Here is a 19,239-nt window from a genome sequence, read left to right as displayed (position 1 = left end):
GGTCCGCCCCGGCCGGGTCTCGCCGTGCCCAGATGCGGGTACCGCCCACGTCCGGGTCTGTCCTGGCCAGGTACGGGCCCGGGACCGTCCGAGCCCGGTTCCGTCCGGTCCGGATCCTGCCCGGATCGGGGTCTCGTCCCATCCGGATCTTGCGCCGCCCAGGTCCGGGTCCGTCCCGGCCGGGTTCGGGCCCCCGGGTCCGCTCGGTTCCTGCCCGGGCCCGCCGGGGCCCGGATCCTGCCCGGTTCGGGGTTCCGTCCCGGCCGGGTCTCGCCGCGCCCAGACGCGGGTACCGCCCACGTCCGGGTCCGTCCTGGCCGGGTACGGGCCCGGGACCGTCCGGGCCCGGATCCGCCCGGTTCGGGATCTCGTCCCAACCGGGCACGGGTCCGTCCGGTCCGGATCCTGCCCGGATCGGGGTTCCGCCCCGTCCGGGTCTCGCCGCGCCCAGATGCGGGTACCGCCCCGCCCCGCCCCGCCCCGCCAGGGCCTGGGTACCACCCAGGTCCGGGTACCACCCAGGTCCGGGTCCCGCCCGTGAAGCCCGTCCCGGCCGGTGGCCGGGGCCGGTGGCGCGGGACGGGTGAGGCGGGCGGGGGCGGTCAGTCGAGGTAGCCGCGGAGTTGGTCCGCGAAGGCGTGGTCGCGCAGTTTGCCGAGGGTCTTGGACTCGATCTGCCGGATGCGTTCGCGGGTCACGCCGAAGATCCCGCCGATCTCCTCCAGCGTGCGCGGGCGGCCGTCCGCCAGGCCGTAGCGGAGCTGGACGACCTTGCGTTCGCGCTCGCCCAGGGTGGAGAGGACCACCTCCAGATGTTCGCGGAGCAGCAGGAAGGCCGCCGACTCCACGGGGGAGGCCGCGTCGCCGTCCTCGATCAGGTCGCCGAACGCGACGTCGTCCTCCTCCCCCACCGGGGCGTGCAGGGAGACGGGTTCCTGGGCGAGCCGCAGCACTTCGCCGACGCGTTCGGCGGTCAGGTCCAGCTGGGCGGCGACCTCTTCGTGGGTCGGTTCGTAGCCGCGTTCCTGGAGCATGCGGCGCTGGACGCGGACGACCCGGTTGATCAGCTCGACCACATGGACGGGGACCCGGATCGTCCGGGCCTGGTCGGCGAGGGCGCGGGACATCGCCTGGCGGATCCACCACGTGGCGTACGTGGAGAACTTGTAGCCGCGCGCGTAGTCGAACTTCTCCACGGCCCGGATCAGACCGAGATTGCCCTCCTGGACGAGGTCGAGCATCGTCAGTCCGCGGCCGACGTAGCGCTTGGCGACGGAGACCACGAGCCGCAGGTTCGCCTCGATCAGCCGGCGTTTGGCCATCCGGCCGAGCACCACGAGCCGGTCGAGATCGAGGGCGAGCCGGGAGTCCAGGTCGGGGGTGGTGCCCAGCTTCTCCTCGGCGAACAGGCCCGCCTCGACGCGGCGTGCGAGCTCCACCTCCTCGACGGCGGTGAGCAGTTGGATGCGTCCGATCTCGCGCAGATACTGCCGGAAGAGGTCGGAGGAGGGCCCGGCGCTGTCGGCCCTGCCGCGCGGACCGGAGCGGTCCGGGATCTCGTGGAGACGCACCGGGTCCTCGACGACGATCTCCGGGAACGCGCCCGGCACGGGCCCGGCGGCCGGGACCGTCTCGGGGTGGTGCGCGGCGCGGCTCTGCGAGGGAATCCCCGGCGCCAGGCCGGTGTCGGCCGGCGACGTCGTGAGGGACTCGGTCAGGGTCGGGGTCTGGCTCTGCACGGGCGCGGCCTCCAGGGTGATCGCTGCCGGATCGGGGGTGTGCGGCAGCGGGACGTGGGCGGCCGGGCCGCCGTCGGTCCCGTACACGATGAGCGGATCCGCGGGGGGTGAGAGGCCCACGGTGGGTGGGCCGGCCACGCTCCGAGAACACAGGCACCGCAGCCAGTGTGGCGTACCACACACGGCCGCCACGAGGGGTGTGCGTGGACTTTCTGAGTCCCGTGCGTAACCGGGCGGTTACCGGAGAATGTTTGAAACGGCGGGAGTCGGGGCGGGTGGGCCGGAAGGGACGGCGGAGGTGGTCGAGCCGTGCCCGGCGGTCCGGCGGACCACCGTCAGAGGGCCGCGGCGCCGCTGTTGCGCAGGGACTGGCGGTACTGCTGGAGCACCCACAGCTCGTTCTGCACCGCCTGCTGCCGCTCCGGGTCCTGGCCCGATCCCAGCCGGGCCAGCGTGCCCGTCACCTCGTGGATCCGGATGTCGACGGCCCGCAGCCGGACCCGTACCAGCTGCTCCCCCGCGTACGCCTCGTCGATCGTCTTGCCGTGGAAGACCTCCACCGCCAGCTCCGTGACCAGCGCGCGCACGGCGTCGTTCGGCGCGGCCTCCCGGACCCCGGCCAGATACTCCGGCGCGGAGGCCGTGCCCCGCTCGGCGCCGCCCGCGTCCTCGACGGCGCGGCGGACGGCCGCGTAGGGCGGGGCGGTGAACTCGTCCACGCCGTACGCGTCGAAGGCCGGGGAGACCAGCTCCGGGCGCTGGAGGGCGAGCTTCAGGAGCTCGCGCTCGGTGCGGTGGGCGGGGCTGCGGAGGTTGAGCGCGGGGCCGGAGGAGGAGGCGGAGGTGCCTGCGGAGTCGTACGCGGACGCCGGTCCGCCCGGCCTGCCGCCGCGCTCGGACGCCGGTCCGGCCGGTCCGCGTCCGCCCCGGTCGCGCGCCCAACGGGCCATCTGCGCCACGCGTTTGACCACGAACTGGGTGTCCAGGATGCCGAGGATGCCGGCGAGCTGGACGGCGACCTCGTGCTGCGAGGCGCCGTTCTTGATCCGGGCCACGATGGGGCCGGCCTCGTCCAGCGCGGAGGCGCGGCCCGCCGGGGTCTCCAGGTCGTACCGGGAGACGATCTGGCGGATCGCGAACTCGAAGAGCGGGGTACGCGGCTCCACCAGGTCCTGGACGGCCGCGTCGCCCTTGTTGAGCCGCAGTTCGCACGGGTCCATGCCGTCGGGGGCGATGGCGATGTAGGTCTCAGCGGCGAACTTCTGGTCGTCCTCGAAGGCGCGCAGCGCTGCCTTCTGGCCCGCCGCGTCACCGTCGAAGGTGAAGATCACCCGCGCGCTGCCGTTGTCCATCAGCAGACGGCGCAGGATCTTGATGTGGTCGGTGCCGAACGCCGTGCCGCAGGTGGCGATGGCGGTGGTGATGCCCGCCAGATGGCAGGCCATCACGTCCGTGTACCCCTCGACCACCACCGCGCGGCTGGCCTTGGCGATGTCCTTCTTGGCCAGGTCCACCCCGTACAGCACCTGCGACTTCTTGTAGATCGCGGTGTCCGGGGTGTTCAGATACTTCGGCCCGTTGTCGTCGTCGCGCAGTTTGCGTGCGCCGAAGCCGACGACATCGCCCGAGATGTCGCGGATGGGCCACATCAGCCGGCCGCGGAAACGGTCGATCGGGCCCCGGCGGCCGTCCTGGGCGAGCCCGGCGAGCAGCAACTCCTTGTCGCTGAAGCCCTTTCCGCGCAGGTAGCGGGTCAGATGGTCCCAGCCGGCCGGGCTGTAGCCCACGCCGAAGTGCTCGGCCGCCGCCTGGTCGAAGCCCCGTTCGGCGAGGAACTGGCGGCCGATCCCGGCCTCCTCGCCGCCCAGCCGTTCCACGTAGAACTCGGCCGCCGCCTGGTGCGCCTCCACCAGGCGGATGCGCTCGCCGCGCTGGTGGGAGGGGTTGTACCCGCCGTCCTCGTAGCGCAGGGTGATGCCCGCCCTGGCGGCGAGGCGCTCGACCGTCTCGGAGAAGGAGAGATGGTCGATCTTCATCACGAAGGCGATGGTGTCCCCGCCCTCCTGGCAGCCGAAGCAGTGGAAGAGACCCTTGCTCGGACTGACCTGGAAGGACGGGGACTTCTCGTCGTGGAAGGGGCACAGGCCCTTCAGATTGCCGCCGCCGGCCGGGCGCAGTTGCAGATACTCGGACACGACGGAGTCGATCGGGACCGCGTCCCGAACCACCTTCACGTCGTCGTCGTTGATCCTGCCCGCCACGCCAGGATTCTACGGGGGTGCGCCGACAGTCGCGTACGCCCGTCCCGGTGACCGGTCCCGGCGACCGATCCCGTGGGCCGGTCACCGGGACCGGTTCCGTATGCCCGTCCGGGCCGACCGCCCCCGGCTGCCCCCGACCGGCCCCGGCCGGCCCCGGCCGCTCAGCCGCCGGAGGTGCCGAGGGTGTCCAGCGGGGCCGCCGGGTCGGTGAGCGCGTCGAGGTCGAGCCGGGCGCCGGAGCGGATGAGCCGCTGGATGTCGCCGGTGACGTCCCACACGTTGACGTTCATCCCGGCGAGCACCCGGCGGTCCTTGAGCCAGAAGGCGATGAACTCGCGCTTTCCCGCGTCGCCGCGCACGACCACCTGGTCGTAGCTGCCGGGCGGGGCCCAGCCCGAGTACTCCAGGCCCAGGTCGTACTGGTCGGAGAAGAAGTACGGCACCCGGTCGTACGTCACGTCCTGGCCGAGCATCGAACGGGCGGCGGCGGGACCGCCGTTGAGCGCGTTGGCCCAGTGCTCGACGCGCAGCCGGTCCGTCGGCAGGTCGGTGCCGGGGAGCGTGTACGGCACGGAGGCCACGTCCCCGGCGGCGTAGATGTCCGGGTCGGAGGTGCGCAGGGCGAGGTCGACGGCGATGCCGCCGCCCTCCTCGCGGCCGATCATGTCGAGTCCGGCGGCCTCGGCGAGGCCGGTGCGGGGCGCGGCGCCGATCGCGGCGAGCACGTCGTGCGCCGGGTGCTCCTCGCCGTCGTCGGTCCGCACGGCCAGCACCATCCCGTCCTGGCCGACGATCTCGGTGAGCCGGGCGCCGAAGTGGAACCGGACGCCGTGACCGGTGTGCAGTTCGGTGAAGAACTCGCCCAGTTCGGGGCCGACGACCTGGTGCAGCGGGGTGGGGTACGGCTCGACGACGGTGACCTCGGCGCCGTAACCACGGGCCGCGGCGGCCACCTCCAGACCGATCCAGCCGCCGCCGGCGACGACCAGATGGCCGTTGTCGCGGCCGAGGGTGGTGAGGACCTGCCGCAGCCGGTCGGCGTGGGCGAGGCGGCGCAGATGGTGGACGCCCGCGAGGTCGGTGCCGGGGATGTCGAGGCGGCGGGGTTCGGAGCCGGTGGCCAGGAGCAGTTTGTCGTAGCGCACGGAGGTGCCGTCGCCGAGGTGGACGCAGCGGGTGTCGCGGTCGATGCCGGTGACGGTCTGGCCGAGGTGGAGCTCGACCCGGTTCTGGGCGTACCAGGCGGCGTCGTGGACGTGGACGCTGTCGCGTTCCTCCTTGCCGGTCAGATAGCCCTTGGACAGCGGGGGGCGTTCGTAGGGGTGGTCTCCCTCGTCCCCGATGACGATCACTCGGCCGGTGAATCCGTCGGAGCGGAGGGTTTCCGCGGCCTTCGCCCCGGCCAGCCCGCCGCCGACGATGACGAATGTCCGATGTGCGTCGACCACTTGATGCCTCCTCGTTACGCTGCCGCCATCTGTGAGCGTCCCGCACGGAGCGTGATGGCGAAAGGGGGGAGGCTCCACGGGCATGGTTCCGGCTTGATGTGGCTACCTTGCTACACGCGTCACCCCGGGAGGGGGCGGCTCGGCCGGTTCGGGGTGTTGGCCGAATATGACGGGTGCGGGATGACGCGTGCGGAATGCCGGGCGCGGGATGACGGGCGCGCGGACGGCGGGGGTGCGGGACGGCGGGGCCGCGGGTGCGGCCCGGGGGTGGTCAGCCGCGTCCCGTCAGTGTCGTGTGCAGGGAGCGGGCCGCCGCGTCCGTGAGCGAGGCGATCTGGTCGACGATCACACGTTTGCGCGCGCGGTCGTCGGCCGCCGTCTCGAACAGCGCCCGGAACTGGGGGTCCAGGCCCTCCGGCGCACGGGCGGTCAGGGTCCACGCGAGTTCCGCCAGGACGATGCGCTGATCCGCGCGCAGCGACTCCTGGTCGGCGCGCTGCATCACGTAGCGGTGGGCGACGGCCTTCAGTACGGCGCACTCGTCGCGGGCCTCGCGCGGGACGACGAGCGAGGCACCGTACCGGGTGAGCCGGCCGGTGCCGTACTCCGACCGGGTCGCGCCCTCGGCGGCGAGACAGAACCGGCCGATGAGCTGACTGGTGGCGTTCTTGAGCCCGGCCTGGGCGTACGCCGTCCCGTCGTAGCCGTGCGGCCACCACTCCTGGGCGACGAGCCGGTCGAGCGCGGCGGCCAGTTGCCCCGGGTCGGTGTCGTGCGGGACGTAGCGGCCGATCGCGACGGCCCAGATCTCGTCGCGTTCGACGGGCGAGAGCAGGGCCGCCGGGTCGATGTGGCCGGCGTGCAGGCCGTCCTCGACGTCGTGCACCGAGTACGCGACGTCGTCGGCCCAGTCCATGACCTGCGCCTCGAAGCAGGTGCGGTTCGGCGGGGCGCCGCGCCTGGCCCATCGGAAGACCGGCAGGTCGTCCTCGTACACGCCGAACTTCACCGAGCCGGGGTCGGTGGGGTGGGCGCCCTGGGGCCAGGGGTACTTGGTGGCGGCGTCGAGGGCGGCGCGGGTGAGGTTGAGGCCGACGCTGACGAGCCGGCCGCCGTCGCTCTCCGGCGCCGTGTCCTGAGTGACGGATTCGGCGCGGACGAAACGCTTCGGCTCGATGCGGGTGAGCAGCCGCAGCGACTGGGCGTTGCCCTCGAAGCCGCCGCAGTCCTTGGCGAAGTCGTTCAGGACCTGTTCGCCGTTGTGGCCGAACGGCGGGTGGCCCATGTCGTGCGCGAGGCACGCCGTCTCCACCAGGTCCGGGTCGCAGCCGAGCGCGGCACCGAGTTCGCGGCCCACCTGGGCGCACTCCAGCGAGTGGGTCAGCCGGGTACGCGGGCTGGCGTCCCACTCCTGACTCTGCGAGCCGGGGGTCACCACCTGGGTCTTGCCCGCGAGCCGGCGCAGGGCCGAGGAGTGCAGGACACGGGCGCGGTCGCGCTGGAAGGCGGTGCGGCCGGGGCGCTTGTCGGGCTCGGCCGAGAATCGCGCGGTGTCCGCCTCGTCGTAGGCGCTTGCGGGCTGAGGTGCGGTGATGCCTTCCATGGGTCGACCGTAACCGGGCCCGGCACCCGGGGCGCGCACGCAGGGGGCGGTGAGCGGTGAACTCTTCCGCGCCGCCGGGCGTCGTACGGGGTGCGGGGTGCGGGGACACCCATTCCGGAGGGACGACGGGAGTTCATGAACATGCCGAGGATGCCGCGGCTGCCGAAGACGTTGCCGCGGCTGCCACGGCCGCGTATGCCGAGGACGCGGCAGGGGCGGCGGCGCGGGGTGCGGGTCGTCGTGCTCGGGTGCGTGCTGGCGTTGGTCCCCGCGACCTGGATGCGTATGACGGCCGACGCCCGGGTGCGTACGGCCGCCGACGTGCCCGCGCGGGAGGTCGCCGTGGTGTTCGGGGCGGGGCTGCGGGACGGCGCGCCGACGCCGTATCTGGCGCACCGGCTGGACGCGGCGGCTGCTCTGTACGAGAGCGGGAAGGTGCGGGTCGTGCTCGTCACCGGGGACAACAGCCGCGAGGAGTACGACGAACCGGACGCCATGCGGGCGTATCTGACGGCCCGTGGGGTGCCGGACGGGCGGATCGTCAGCGATTTCGCGGGCTTCGACACCTGGGACTCGTGTGTGCGGGCCCGGAAGATCTTCGGGGTGGAGCGGGCGGTGCTGGTGACGCAGGACTTCCACGTACGCCGCGCGGTGGCGCTCTGCCGGGCGGCGGGCGTGGACTCGTACGGGGTCGGGGTCGCCGAACGGCGGGATGTGACCTGGTACTACGGCGGGGTCCGCGAACTCGCCGCCGCCGGGAAGGCCGCCCTGGACGCGCTGACCCGCCCGGACCCCCACTTCCTCGGCCCGGCCGAACCGGGCGTGACGGAGGCGCTGGCGGACGGGGCGCCCTGACGGGCGCCGGCCGCACGGAGAGGCTCGGCGGGTACGAGGCGGCGACGTCACCTTCGTGCCGGGAGACACCGTGCCGGGACACGGCTGAGGACCGGGAGACACCGTGCCGGGACACGGCTGAGGACCGGGAGACACCGTGCCGGGACACGGCTGAGGACCGGGAGACACCGTGCCGGGACACGGCTGAGGACCGGAGGAGACCCCCGGCCTTCGGCGGGGGTCTCCTCCGGCTCGGCGGCCCACCTTCCACCTTCCGGCGGACACCGTCACCGTCGGACAGGCAGACATACGGGCATCCGGACGGCAGACCGGCAAACGGGCGGACAGGCGGACAGGCGGACAGGTGGACAGGCGGACAGGCAAACGGACAAGCCACAGGCCGCAGCCCGCAGGCGGGATCATGGCGCTTCACAGCGCTCGGCCCGCCTCCCGGACGCGGGAGTTCGGCGTACGCCCGGCACGCGTCGAACGGCCCGTCCCGTCGGCCCCCGGCGGCTACCGCTCCGGAATCACCGGCAGCAGAAGGTACGAGGCGTGGTCGCCGCCCGTGTGGACGGTGGTGCGGCCGTCGTACGTGCCCGGTACCCGGTCGTGGTCGTCGTTGTGCAGGAACGGCCCGCAGCCCGTCAGGTCGTTCTTCAGGTTGGACAGGCGGGCGCTCTCGCCCGGGTAGACGTAGTCCCGGCCGCGTACCTGGAGCGCGATCCGGTGGCCCGCCGGGACGACCAGACAGGTCGGCAGGATCTCGATGTCCAGCGCGTAGACCTGCCCCGGCTCCAGCGGTTCGGCCCGGTCGTGCGTGTGGTACGGGCGGTACGGGGTGGACAGTTCCGGGTCCAGGCGGCGGCGCGACGCGCGGAGCCAGCCCTGGGCGACGGGGGTGTGCGGGTCGAGCGCGCCCTGGAAGACGACCTCCTCGCCGTCGGGCGCGTAGACGCGTACGACGAGGAACAGGTCGGCGTCCGTGGTGTCGCTGGAGATGTACAGCCGGGCCGCCAGCGGGCCGGTGATCTCGGTGTCCTCGGTGAGCGGCGGGGTGCTGAACTCCACCCCGTCGCCGAGCGCGTCGAACCCGGCCGACGCCGGGCCGGCCGGTGCCCCGGCCGCGAGGGACGGGCCGTCGGCGTCCAAGTGGAGGGTGGTCCACCGGGTGGACGGCAGCGGCCAGGCGTCCTCGCCGCGCTCGGTGAAGGTCGCGTCGACGTGCCGGATCTGGAGCTGGACCGCCGGGCGGTCCTCCCAGCCGTTGGCCTCGTCCTTCAGATAGCGGTCGAAGAACCTCTTCTGGAGGTCGACGCCGTAGTCCGTGTAGAACAGCGGCCAGTGCGCGTGGCCGTGCATCTCCAGCCACTTGGCGCCGGTCCCGGCCCGGACGAAGCCCTCCACGTTGCCCCGCAGATGCAGTCCCTGGCCGCCCCAGTTCCCGCAGCTCAGCACGGGTACGTCGATGGCGTCCCAGTCGGCCGACCGCTCCCGGTGGTAGCTGTCGTAGAAGGGGTGGGCGGCGATGTCGGCGCCCAGGTCGGTGCGGTTCGCGGCCAGTTCGGCCGCGTCGAGGAGGTCGTCGCCGCAGATGAGCTGTCCCGTGCTGGGGTTGCGTCCGCCGGTCTCGCCCACGCCGTACTGGACGGTCTTGACCTGCATGTCGTACCAGTGGTCCCAGAACGTGGAGCGGATGCCGCCCTGGTAGGAGCCGTCGCGGTAGAAGTCCGCCGCGCCCTCCCAGGGGCAGATCGCGGCCAGGTGCGGGGGCCGCAGGGAGGCGACCTGCCACTGGTTCATCGCGTAGTAGGAGATGCCGTTGAGGCCGACGCGTCCGTTGCTCCAGTCGCGGGTGCCCGCCCATTCGACGCAGTCGTGGAAGTCCCGGGTCTCGCGCGGCGAGAACGGGTCGACGTGGCCGGGCGAGCGGCCGGTGCCGCGCGAGTCGACGCGTACGCACGCGTAGCCGTCCGGCACCCACTTCTCCGGGTCGACGACCTCCCAGTTCTGGTACGTGTTCGAGGTGCCCGCCACAGTGTCCGGGTGCTCCCGCGCCATGGCCTCCCAGGCGCTGGGGTAGCCGCGTTCGAAGGGCAGTCCCTTGGCGTACGGGCCGTACGTCATGATCACCGGCACCGGTCCGTCGGCCACCGGGCGGAACACGTCCGCGCGCAGGACGATCCCGTCGTCCATCTCGATGGGCACGTCCCATTCGACGCGCATGCCGTGGACGATCTCGGTCCGGAACGGCCGTGCGTCGCCGTGGTCGGGCATCTCTCGCTCCTTGGTGCTCATGGTGTTCTCCGGCTCGCGGGGCCCCGGGCCCCTCGGCCGGTCAGCGGTTGACGTGCAGGTGCCAGGGCGCGAGGCGGCGCAGCGCGGCCTCGGTCCCGGTGCGCGCGGCGATGCCGAGCAGGGCCAGCACGAGGACGGCGACGAACGCGGCGTCCTGGTCGAACGAACGGGCGTGGCTGAGGATGAAGGTGCCGAGTCCCGGCAGGCTGGCCAGGAACTCCACCGCGACCGCGCCGACCAGCGCCCGGCCGACGGCGACCTGGACGCCCGCGACGACGAACGGGAGGGTGGCGGGCAGCAGTACGTCCACCACCACCCGGGGCCGTGAGAGCCGCAGCATCCGGGCGAGTTCGGAGAGTTGGGTGGGTACGTTCCGGGCGCCGTCGCCGGTGCTGACGACGCAGGGCAGGAACGCGGAGAGCGCGATGACGGCGAGCCGGGTCTGGCTGGAGTAGCCCAGCCAGATCGTCGCCATCGGGACGATCGCGAGCATCGGCATGGCGTAGAGGCCGCTGACGTACGGCGAGGTGAGGTGGCGCAGCCACGGCACCCGTCCGACGGCGAGGCCGAGTCCGGTACCCGTGACGCAGCCGATGAGCAGGCCGAGGAGGACGCCGCCCAGGGTCTCGCCCAGTGCCGTGCCGAACTCCGACGAGGTCAGGGTCGGCCAGGCGGTCCCGGCGACGCCGGAGGGCGTGGGCAGGTAGTCGGGCAGCCAGAGCCGTACGGAGGCTTCCCAGACGGCCAGGACGAGGACGGCGACGGTCAGTTTGCCGAGCACGTCGGTGCGCCGGGCGACGGGCCGGGCGGCGCGGTCGCGCCGGGGCCGGGACGGCTTCGCGGCGCCCTTCTCCGGGCCCGCCGTTCGCGGGTTCACCGCTTCCGGGGTCGTTGTCTTCGGGGTCGCTGTCTCCGGGGTCATGACTCCACCTCCCGCCACCGTGCGAAGTAGCCCTCGACGGCCCGGCCGCAGCCCATCAGGGCGACCGCCAGGACCGACACCAGCAGGGTCAGTCCGAGCACGGTGGCCGAGTCGAACCGGGTGCTCGCGGCGAGCAGCAGCCCGCCCACACCACTGGCGTTGAGGAAGAACTCGGCGGCCAGCGTGCCGACGAAGGCCATCGCGATGCCCTGCCGTACGCCGGTCATGGCGTACGGCACGGTGTGCGGCAGCAGGACGTCCTTCCAGATCCGCCACTCGCTGCTGCGGTACGTGCGGGCGACTTCGAGCAGGGTGGCCGGCACCCGGTGTGCTCCCTCCGCGGTGTTGACGGTGATGGGGAAGACCGCCGTCAGGAAGACCACCAGCGTCTTGGCCGGCAGCCCGAAGCCGAACGCCGACAGGATCAGCGGGGCCAGGGCGACGATCGGGACGGACTGGAGGGCGAACAGCAGCCAGTCGGTGCTGCTGCGCAGCAGCCGGGCCCGGGAGAGCAGCAGGCCGAAGCCGACCCCGGCGACGATCGCCAGGGCGAGTCCGACGACGAGCAGCCGCCCGGACGAGAGCAGCGCGCTCGGGAGCGTGCCGTCCTCGGTCATGGTGGCCAGGGACGAGAACGAGCGGCCGGGGGTGGCGAAGAGGACCGGGTCCCGTTGGCCGGCCCACTGCCAGACGCCGAGTCCGACGAGCAGGCCGGCCGCCGAGACGGCGAACGGCACCAGCCGGCGGGCGAGACGGCGCGGGCGGCGCGGGCCGGCCGGACCCGCCGCACCGGCCGGGGACACGGAGGTGCCCGGTGGTGCGGCGGTGGCCGGGCGGGTGGCCGGGGGCGTACCCATCAGGTGCCTCACTTGCCCGTCGCGTCGGCGAACACGGACGGGTCGACCATGTCGTCGTACGTCGGCGCCTTCTGCTTCGGGACGTTGCCCGCCGCGACGGCGCCCTCGATGGTGTGCTCGACGGCGGCGCGGTCCAGACCGTCCTCGGTCTTGGGCCAGACGCCGAGCGAGAGGAACTTGGGCAGCGCCGCCTCGGTGACGCTCGACGGCTCCTTGGTGAATCCGGCGGCGACGGCGGCGACCTCCTTGAGGTGGGCCGGGTCGTTCATGTAGGCGATGGACTCGCGCACGCCGGCGACCATGTCGACCCACTGCTCGCGGGCCTTGCCCTCCAGGGCGCTCTTGGGCGCGACGAGCACCGTGTAGTGCTCCAGCGGGTCGACGCCGGCCAGCGTCATGATCTCCTTGGCCTCCGTGCCGGGCTTGATCTTCTCCTGGACGGTGGCGAGTTCGTCCGGGTGCAGGACGGCGACCTTGACCTGGCCGGCCACCAGCGCGTCGACGGTCGGCGGGCCGCCCACGTTGATCGTGCTGACGTCCTTGGGGCCGAGTCCGCAGCTCTTGAGCATGGTGCCGAGGGCGAGGGCCTTCGGGGCCCCGACCGCGTCGACCGCGACCGTCTTGCCCTTCACCGCGTCACAGCTGTCGATGGCCGGGTCGGTGCTGGCCAGCAGGTACGTCGGCTTGGGGAAGCCCATCACGGCGACGACCGAGCCGCCGGTGGCCCGCAGGGCGACCGCGCCCGGCGTGCCGATGATGCCGCCCTGGATCTCCCCGCTCTGCACCGCGCGGCCGACGTCGGCGCCGGTGGTCAGCGGGCGCAGGGTCACGTCGAGACCGCGGTCCTTGAAGAAGCCCTGCTTCTCGCCCACGTACATCACGGTGTTGAGGAAGATGGGCGGGATGCCCGGCAGGCCGATGGTCATCTTGGCGTCGGCCGGGGCGGAACCCGCCGCCGTGTCGGAGGCCCCGTCGCCGCAGCCGGCGAGTACGCCGACGAGGGCGAGAACGGTGGCCGCACCGGCCAGGGCGGACCTGCGCCGCGAAATCTTCATGGGTGTCGCTCCTTGCTTGGTCCGCGCGCGGGCGCACGGCGGGGCTGAGGGTTGGGTGTCACGGTCGGGCGGTGTCGCGGTGGCGGCGTCGCGGTGTGGGGTGTCGCCGGGTGGCTCCGGTGGGGCGGGGGTGCCGGTGGCGGGGAGGCCGGTCCCGGAGGGGACAGGTCAGCGGCCCGTTTCGGCGTTCATGATCAGGGACCAGACGCGCTCGCGGATCGCCAGGAATTCCGGCGCCGCCAGTACGGACCGGTCCCGGTGCGGTGGCAGTGTCACGTCGATCAGCTCGGCGATCCCGCTGGGCCGGCCGCCCAGCACGGCGATCCGGTTGCCGAAGAGGACGGCCTCGTCTATCGAGTGGGTGACGAACAGCATCGTCACGGGGTGGTCCTGCCAGATGCTCAGCAGTTCGAACTGGAGCACCTCGCGGGTCTGGGCGTCCAGCGCGCCGAACGGCTCGTCCATGAGGAGCAGTCGGGGGCGTACGGCCAGTGCCCTGGCCAGGCCGGTGCGCTGCTGCATGCCGCCGGACAGCTGGTGCGGGTACGACTTCTCGAAGCCGGAGAGCCCGACCAGGTCGATCAGTTCCCGGGCCCGGTCGAGGGCTTCCTTCTTTCCCGTGCCCCGCACGCGCAGCGCGTAGGCGACGTTGGCCTCGACCGTCTTCCAGGGGAAGAGGCCGAAGTGCTGGAAGACCATGGCCACGCCGTCCGGTGTGCCGTCCACCGCGTGTCCGTCGATACGGACCTCGCCCTCGGCCGGCGGGACGAGGCCGGCCACCGCGCGCAGCAGGGTGGTCTTGCCGCAGCCGGACGGTCCGACGATGGAGAGCGCCTCGCCGGCGCCGATGGTCAGGTTGATGTCCTTGCATACCGTGCGCTCGCCGAACCGCATGGTCAGCCCGTCGAGCAGCACCGCGGCTCCGGCGTCCGGCCCGGCCGGTACCGCCTTCTCCGCCGCGTTCCGCGTGCTGTCGTGGGGGCCGCCGGGCGCTCCGCCGTGGCTCTGGCGCACCGATTTGATCGTGGTCATACCGGGGATTCTGTGGCTAAGATGCCTGACACGCAAGAGCTATACTTCGAAATCTAGAAAATGCATCATCTTGGTATGAGGTGCCTATGACCACGAGGGCAACCCCTCTCCTTCTGCTGCACACCTGGGGCGGCGACGCCGGAACCTGGGCACCGGCGCTGCGTCATCTCGGCGCGGCCGGGCGGCACTCGGAGGCACCGGACCTGCCGGGCCACGGGGCCCGCGCCGCCGAGCCGTTCACGGTGGACGGGGCGGTGACGGCGGCCTTGTCGGCTGCCGGGGCGGCTGCCGGGGCGACGGACGGGGCGGCGCCTCCGTACGAGGACGAGACCGGGAGTGAGACCCGGGACCCGGACAAGGGCGCCGGGGCCGAGGGCGGGGAGACGTACGCGGACGGCGCCCGACCGGTGGACGTCGTCGGTTCCGGGCTCGGCGCGCTCGTCGCACTCACCCTCGCCCAGCGGCACCCGGGCCGGGTGCGGTCGCTGACCCTGGTCGGATTCCCCCCGGCCGAGGGTCCCGAGGCGGCCCGCCGCCCCGCCGACACACTGGCCGCCCTGGAGCGCGACGGCACGGATCTCTTCGCCCGCAACTACGTGGACAGCACCCTGCTCTCCGCCGACCCGGGCCACCGTGAACTGCTGCGCCGCGCGATGGCGGCCACCCGGCCCGAGGTGCTGCTCGGCTCGCTGCGGGCCACGCTCGACTGGCGTTCCCACGCGCGGGCCGCCCCGCTCGCCGTCCCCTGCCTGGTACTGCGCGGCGCGCGGGACCACCGGGTCGCCGCGCCGGCCGCCGACGCGCTCGCCGAACAGCTCGGCGGCGTGAGCGCGGTGGTGCCCGGGGCGGGTCATGTCGCCTATCTGGACGAGCCCGCGGCCTTCGCCGCCGCGCTCACCGACTTCCACGGCGGCCTCCGGACTGCGCCCGCCGACTGATGCCCGCCCTCAAGTGCCCACACACCACGGGTCCGTTCCGTTCGATGCGACACTCGTCAAGCCCCGCCCCCGGCCGCTCCCGAGCGCCCCACGAGACAGAAGGACCCACGCCATGCCGCCGCAGTCCCGACGAACCAAGACCGCCACGACTGACGGCGTCGTGTCCAAGCGCGCCGCCTCCGTACCGAAGCCGGCGAAGGCACCGACCAAACGCGACCGCATCGCCACCGAACTGCGGCGGATGATCAGCGAGGGCGAACTGCCGCGCGGCAGCCGTATCCAGCAGGACGTGCTCGCCGCGATGTTCGACACCAGCATCACCCCGGTCCGCGAGGCGCTGCGGCTGCTGGAGGCCGAGGGCGTGCTGGTGGGCGAGCCGCACAAGGGCGTCCGGGTGGCGGACGCCGACTACGAGCAGGTCAAGACCGTCTATCTGCTGCGGCGCCTGGTGGAGCCGTACGCGATGCAGCGGGCGGCCCGGCGGCTCTCGCCGCTGGACATCGACCTGGCGGAGCGGCTGGTCGCGGACATGGAGCAGGCGGCGGAGGAGGGTGACCGGGCGCGGCTGAACGCGGCCAACTACCAGTTCCACTTCCTCTTCTACGCCAAGTGCGGCAACGAGGGCCTGGCCGCGGAGATCGACCAGCTCTGGCAGAAGTTCCCCTGGGACGTGCTCCAGGTGCTGCACGACCGGGCCGGCGAGACCTCCCACGAGCACCGTTCGATGCTGGCCGCCGCCCGGCTCGGTGACGGCGACGCGCTGGCGAAGGCGACCGAGTGGCATCTCTCGCGCAGTTTCCTGGCGCTGGGCAAGCATTTGACGGGCCGTCAGATCCTGGACCCGTTCGACGTCGACAACGACTGAGCGAGGCGTTCGACGGCGACAACGGCTGAGCGACTACGACGACCGGGCGGCGCGCCGCCGCCGACGGCACACCGGGCCGCCGCCGTCCCTCGACGGCGGCGGCCCGGGTGCTCTCCGGCCGGTGGCGACGAGCCCGCCGGGCGCTATCCCGCCGGTTCCCGCTCCGCCATGTCCCCCTCGGTCAGGCCGAGTTCGGCCAGAACCTCCGCCGTGTGCTCCCCCAGCGCGGGCACCCGCCGCCCACCCGGCGGCTCCGGCACCCGGTGCAGCGGCGAGGTGACCACCCGGACCGCCCGCCCGTCCGGCAGAGTCGCCTCCGACCAGCGGCCGGTGGCCTCGGCCTGGGGATGGGCCAGTACGTCCCCGATCTGGTTGAGCCGCGCGTACGGCACGTCCGCCGCTTCGAGCCGAGCGGTGACCTCGGCGGTGGACAGGGTGATCAGCCGCGCCTGCACGGCCCGTTCGGTCCGTTCCCGGTGCCGTACGCGCGCGCTGTTGGAACCGAAGTCCGGGTCGTCCAGCAGCGCCGTGTCGGCGAGCACCGTGCGGCAGAGCCGCTGCCACTGCCCCTCGTTCTGCACCGCGATCAGCACGTCCTGGCCGTCGGCGGTGGTGTACGGGCCGTACGGCGCGATGCTGGCGTGCCGCAGTCCGGCCGGCGGGGGCGCCGAGCCCGAGTGCAGTTCGGCCAGCAGCAGCGGGCTCATCCACTCCAGCAGCACGTCGAACAGCGCGACGTCGATCCGCCGCCCCAGCCCGGTCCGTTCGCGGGCGTACAGGGCCGCGGTGACGGCGCTGAGCGCGTACGCCCCGCCCGCCAGGTCCGCGAGGGAGACTCCGGGCTTGGCCGGGGTCTCCGGGGTGCCCGTGGCGGAGATGGTGCCCGCCTCGCCCTGCACCAGCGCGTCGTACGCCTTGCGGTCCGCGTACGGTCCGGTCGGCCCGTAACCGGAGAGATAGCAGCGCACCAGGCGGGGGTTGAGCTCCGCCAGCGCCTCGTCGGTGATGATCCGGTTCAGCGCGCCGGGCGCCAGATTGCAGACCAGGACGTCGGCCCCGGCGAGCAGGTCGCGCAGCGCCCGCCGCCCCGGTTCGGTCTTCAGGTCCAGGACGACGCTGCGCTTGCCCCGGTTGAGCCAGACGAAGTGGCTGGCCATGCCGTGCACGGCCTCGTCGTAGCCACGGGCGAAGTCACCGCCGCCGGGCCGCTCGATCTTGACGACCTCGGCGCCGAGGTCGGCCAGATGACGGGTGCACAGGGGTGCGGCGACGGCCTGTTCGACCGCGATGACCCGGATGCCCCGCAGGTCGCCGGTCATCAGCGGCCGAAGCGCAGCACGGTGCCGACCGCGGGCTGCACGTAGTGGGCGGACATGTCGGTGGACAGGCGCGTGTGGGTGCGCAGTCCGCTGCAGTGCATCGGCATGACGGTGGCGACCTCCAGTTCGGCGAAGGCGGCGGCGGTCAGGTCGACGTTCTCCGCCGGGGTGGTGGGAAAGCCGAGGTGGAAGCCGCCCATCACGGCGCGGACGGGCTTGGGCCCGCACACCGCGCGTGCCTGGTGGATGGTGTTGACGACCCCGGCGTGCGCGCAGCCGGTGAGGACCACGAGCCCTTCGCCGCGTACGTCGATCACCAGGCCCATCTCGTCCATGACCTCGTCGCGGCGGAGCCTGCCGTCCGCCGAGACCTGGTAGAGGCCCGGGTCGCCGGGCGTGAACGCCGGGGCGGCGCCCGCCTCGAAGGCGACCTCGCGGGGGATGACGCCGGTGGTGTGCACCCCGCAGCCGAGGTCGAGGGGGTCCTGGGTCAGGACGGGCACCCCGCCGGAGCGCTCGACCTCGCCGAACCGGAACGCGGCGTTGTAGACGGAGGAGGTGCGGCCGTCGCCCATGACCGCGTAGCGGGGCAGTTCGGCGTCGGCGTGCGTGGCGACCGGGATACGGCGGCCGGCGAGGTCGAGAAAGCGGTGGATTCCACCGAAATGGTCCGGGTGGCCATGGCTGATGACGACATGGTCGACGGACGCGGGGTCCACGCCGAGCACCCGCATGTTGTGTTCGAGGACGGTGCCGGTGAGGCCGACGTCGAACAGGACGCGGACGCTGTGCCGCCCGCGCACCGCCTCGACCAGGAAGCTGATGCCGTTCTCCGCCTGGGGCGGTACGCGCTTGGGGTCGAAGTGCTCGATGAGGCCGTACCGGGAGACACAGTGGTCGTCGGCGCCCGGGATGCCGTCGCCGAGGGGGCTGGCCTGGTCGGGCAGCAGCATGTCCACCTGGTTCTCGACCAGCACGGTAATCGTCACGCTGTCGGCTTCGAACACGCCGCGGTCCTCCCGTGGTTACGAGTCCGGTCCAGGGGTCCGGACGCCTCGCCCGCACCCGTACACGGTGCTCGATCCTGAAGTATGGTGAGTCGCAAGCTACATCATCATCATGGAAAATGCATCATCCGATTCATGATGTGCAAGGAGAGCCGAATGTCCGGTCAGCCGCCCCGTTCCCATCTGTATGTACCCGCCGACCAGCCCCGCTTCCTGAGCGCCGCGCCGCGCTCCGGGGCGGACGCGCTGATCCTCGATCTGGAGGACGCGGTCGCCCCCGCCCGGAAGGACGCGGCACGCGCCGCCGCCGTCGCCTTCGCCGAGGCGCGCGCCGACGGGGGTCCCGAGGTGTGGGTACGGATCAACGAGGGCGCCCGTGGCCGGGACGACGCCCGCGCGCTGATCGCCACCGGCCGCCTGGACGGTCTGTGGGTCCCGAAGGCCACCGCCGGCCCGGACCTGGACGCACTGCTGACGCTGGTCGACGACGCGCCGGGCGTCGGGCTGGGGCTGCTGGTCGAGAGCGCGCCGGGGCTGCTCTCCCTCGGCGCGACGGCCGGGCTGCCCGGCGTACGGCATCTGCAACTCGGCGAGGTCGACCTGCGGGCGGATCTGCGGATGGCACCCGATTCCCGGGCCGGTGACGACCTGCTCGACTGGGCCCGGGGGCTGGCGGTCGCGCACACGGCGGCGCACGGTCTGCGCTCGGCGGTCGCGCCGGTGTCGGTGCACACCTCGGACCCGGACGCGTTCCGCGCGTCGAGCGCCCGGCTGCGCGCGACAGGGTTCCAGGGGCGGGCCTGCATCCACCCGGCGCAGGTCGCCGTCGCCAACGAGGTGTTCGGCGTCGACCCCGGCGAACTGGCGGACGCGCACGCCCTGCTGGATCTCTTCGACCGGCGGATCGGCGAGGGCAGCGGGGTGTTCCGGGACGCCCGGGGCGAGATGGTCGACGCGGCGACGGTACGCCGCGCCCGCGAACTCACCGGCCGCACTGGCTGAGCCCCGGCGCCCGGAACCGAGCCCCCGGGCCGGTCCGCGGGCCCCCGCGACCCCGGCGG

Annotated in this window: 15 protein-coding genes; 4 read left to right on the top strand and 11 right to left on the bottom strand. The window is 73.1% G+C overall.

Features of this window, described 5'->3' with window-relative positions; translation table 11 throughout:
- Positions 1–602: 602 nt before the first annotated feature.
- From OG875_RS22085 to OG875_RS22070, 4 genes are all read right to left on the bottom strand, one after another.
- Positions 603–1,877, bottom strand: a complete 1,275-nt coding sequence (locus OG875_RS22085; RefSeq protein ID WP_443079168.1) for an RNA polymerase sigma factor — start codon at positions 1,875–1,877, stop codon at positions 603–605.
- 197 nt (positions 1,878–2,074) lie between these two features.
- Positions 2,075–4,000: a DNA primase gene (dnaG, locus tag OG875_RS22080; protein WP_330175954.1), complete on the bottom strand. Its 1,926-nt coding sequence runs from the start codon at positions 3,998–4,000 to the stop codon at positions 2,075–2,077.
- A gap of 161 nt (positions 4,001–4,161) precedes the next feature.
- Positions 4,162–5,448: an NAD(P)/FAD-dependent oxidoreductase gene (locus tag OG875_RS22075; RefSeq protein WP_330175953.1), complete on the bottom strand. Its 1,287-nt coding sequence runs from the start codon at positions 5,446–5,448 to the stop codon at positions 4,162–4,164.
- 271 nt (positions 5,449–5,719) lie between these two features.
- Positions 5,720–7,051 (bottom strand): deoxyguanosinetriphosphate triphosphohydrolase, encoded by a 1,332-nt coding sequence (locus OG875_RS22070; RefSeq protein WP_330175952.1) that lies wholly within the window; start codon positions 7,049–7,051, stop codon positions 5,720–5,722.
- A gap of 141 nt (positions 7,052–7,192) precedes the next feature.
- Between OG875_RS22070 and OG875_RS22065 the strand changes: the two genes are divergently transcribed.
- Complete coding sequence (locus OG875_RS22065; protein WP_443079280.1) at positions 7,193–7,906, top strand: SanA/YdcF family protein; 714 nt, start codon at positions 7,193–7,195, stop codon at positions 7,904–7,906.
- Between the two features lie 495 nt (positions 7,907–8,401).
- Here the strand turns inward: OG875_RS22065 and OG875_RS22060 are convergent, their stop codons facing one another.
- From OG875_RS22060 to OG875_RS22040, 5 genes are all read right to left on the bottom strand, one after another.
- Entirely contained in the window at positions 8,402–10,183 is a 1,782-nt protein-coding gene (locus tag OG875_RS22060; RefSeq protein ID WP_330175950.1) for a CocE/NonD family hydrolase, read from the bottom strand.
- A gap of 40 nt (positions 10,184–10,223) precedes the next feature.
- Positions 10,224–11,105: an ABC transporter permease gene (locus OG875_RS22055; protein ID WP_330175949.1), complete on the bottom strand. Its 882-nt coding sequence runs from the start codon at positions 11,103–11,105 to the stop codon at positions 10,224–10,226.
- The gene (locus tag OG875_RS22050; protein WP_330175948.1) at positions 11,102–11,962 is read right to left on the bottom strand and encodes an ABC transporter permease; all 861 of its coding nucleotides are present in this window, start codon (positions 11,960–11,962) and stop codon (positions 11,102–11,104) included. Before OG875_RS22050 ends, OG875_RS22055 begins: the two co-directional genes overlap by 4 nt.
- 8 nt (positions 11,963–11,970) lie before the next feature.
- Positions 11,971–13,017: an ABC transporter substrate-binding protein gene (locus tag OG875_RS22045; protein WP_330175947.1), complete on the bottom strand. Its 1,047-nt coding sequence runs from the start codon at positions 13,015–13,017 to the stop codon at positions 11,971–11,973.
- A gap of 168 nt (positions 13,018–13,185) precedes the next feature.
- The gene (locus OG875_RS22040) at positions 13,186–14,049 is read right to left on the bottom strand and encodes an ABC transporter ATP-binding protein (RefSeq protein WP_330175946.1); all 864 of its coding nucleotides are present in this window, start codon (positions 14,047–14,049) and stop codon (positions 13,186–13,188) included.
- Between the two features lie 86 nt (positions 14,050–14,135).
- Here OG875_RS22040 and OG875_RS22035 point away from each other — a divergent pair, with 86 nt between their 5' ends.
- On the top strand, positions 14,136–14,987 hold the full coding sequence (locus OG875_RS22035; RefSeq protein WP_330175945.1) for an alpha/beta fold hydrolase: 852 nt from the start codon (positions 14,136–14,138) through the stop codon (positions 14,985–14,987).
- Between the two features lie 112 nt (positions 14,988–15,099).
- Positions 15,100–15,852: a GntR family transcriptional regulator gene (locus OG875_RS22030; RefSeq protein WP_330175944.1), complete on the top strand. Its 753-nt coding sequence runs from the start codon at positions 15,100–15,102 to the stop codon at positions 15,850–15,852.
- Positions 15,853–15,995: 143 nt separating this feature from the next.
- Here OG875_RS22030 and OG875_RS22025 read toward each other — a convergent pair whose 3' ends face one another.
- Positions 15,996–17,171, bottom strand: coding sequence for a CaiB/BaiF CoA transferase family protein (locus OG875_RS22025; RefSeq protein ID WP_330175943.1), 1,176 nt, complete (start codon positions 17,169–17,171; stop codon positions 15,996–15,998).
- Positions 17,171–18,178: an MBL fold metallo-hydrolase gene (locus tag OG875_RS22020; RefSeq protein WP_330175942.1), complete on the bottom strand. Its 1,008-nt coding sequence runs from the start codon at positions 18,176–18,178 to the stop codon at positions 17,171–17,173. Before OG875_RS22020 ends, OG875_RS22025 begins: the two co-directional genes overlap by 1 nt.
- A 156-nt stretch (positions 18,179–18,334) precedes the next feature.
- Here OG875_RS22020 and OG875_RS22015 point away from each other — a divergent pair, with 156 nt between their 5' ends.
- Positions 18,335–19,180 carry an HpcH/HpaI aldolase/citrate lyase family protein gene (locus OG875_RS22015; RefSeq protein ID WP_330175941.1) on the top strand — a complete coding sequence of 282 codons (846 nt, stop codon included), beginning with the start codon at positions 18,335–18,337 and terminating at the stop codon, positions 19,178–19,180.
- Positions 19,181–19,239: the final 59 nt, after the last annotated feature.

This window comes from Streptomyces sp. NBC_01498 (genome assembly GCF_036327775.1).
In the GTDB taxonomy this organism is placed as follows: domain Bacteria; phylum Actinomycetota; class Actinomycetes; order Streptomycetales; family Streptomycetaceae; genus Streptomyces.
This window is presented reverse-complemented; position numbering and strand designations above follow the sequence as displayed.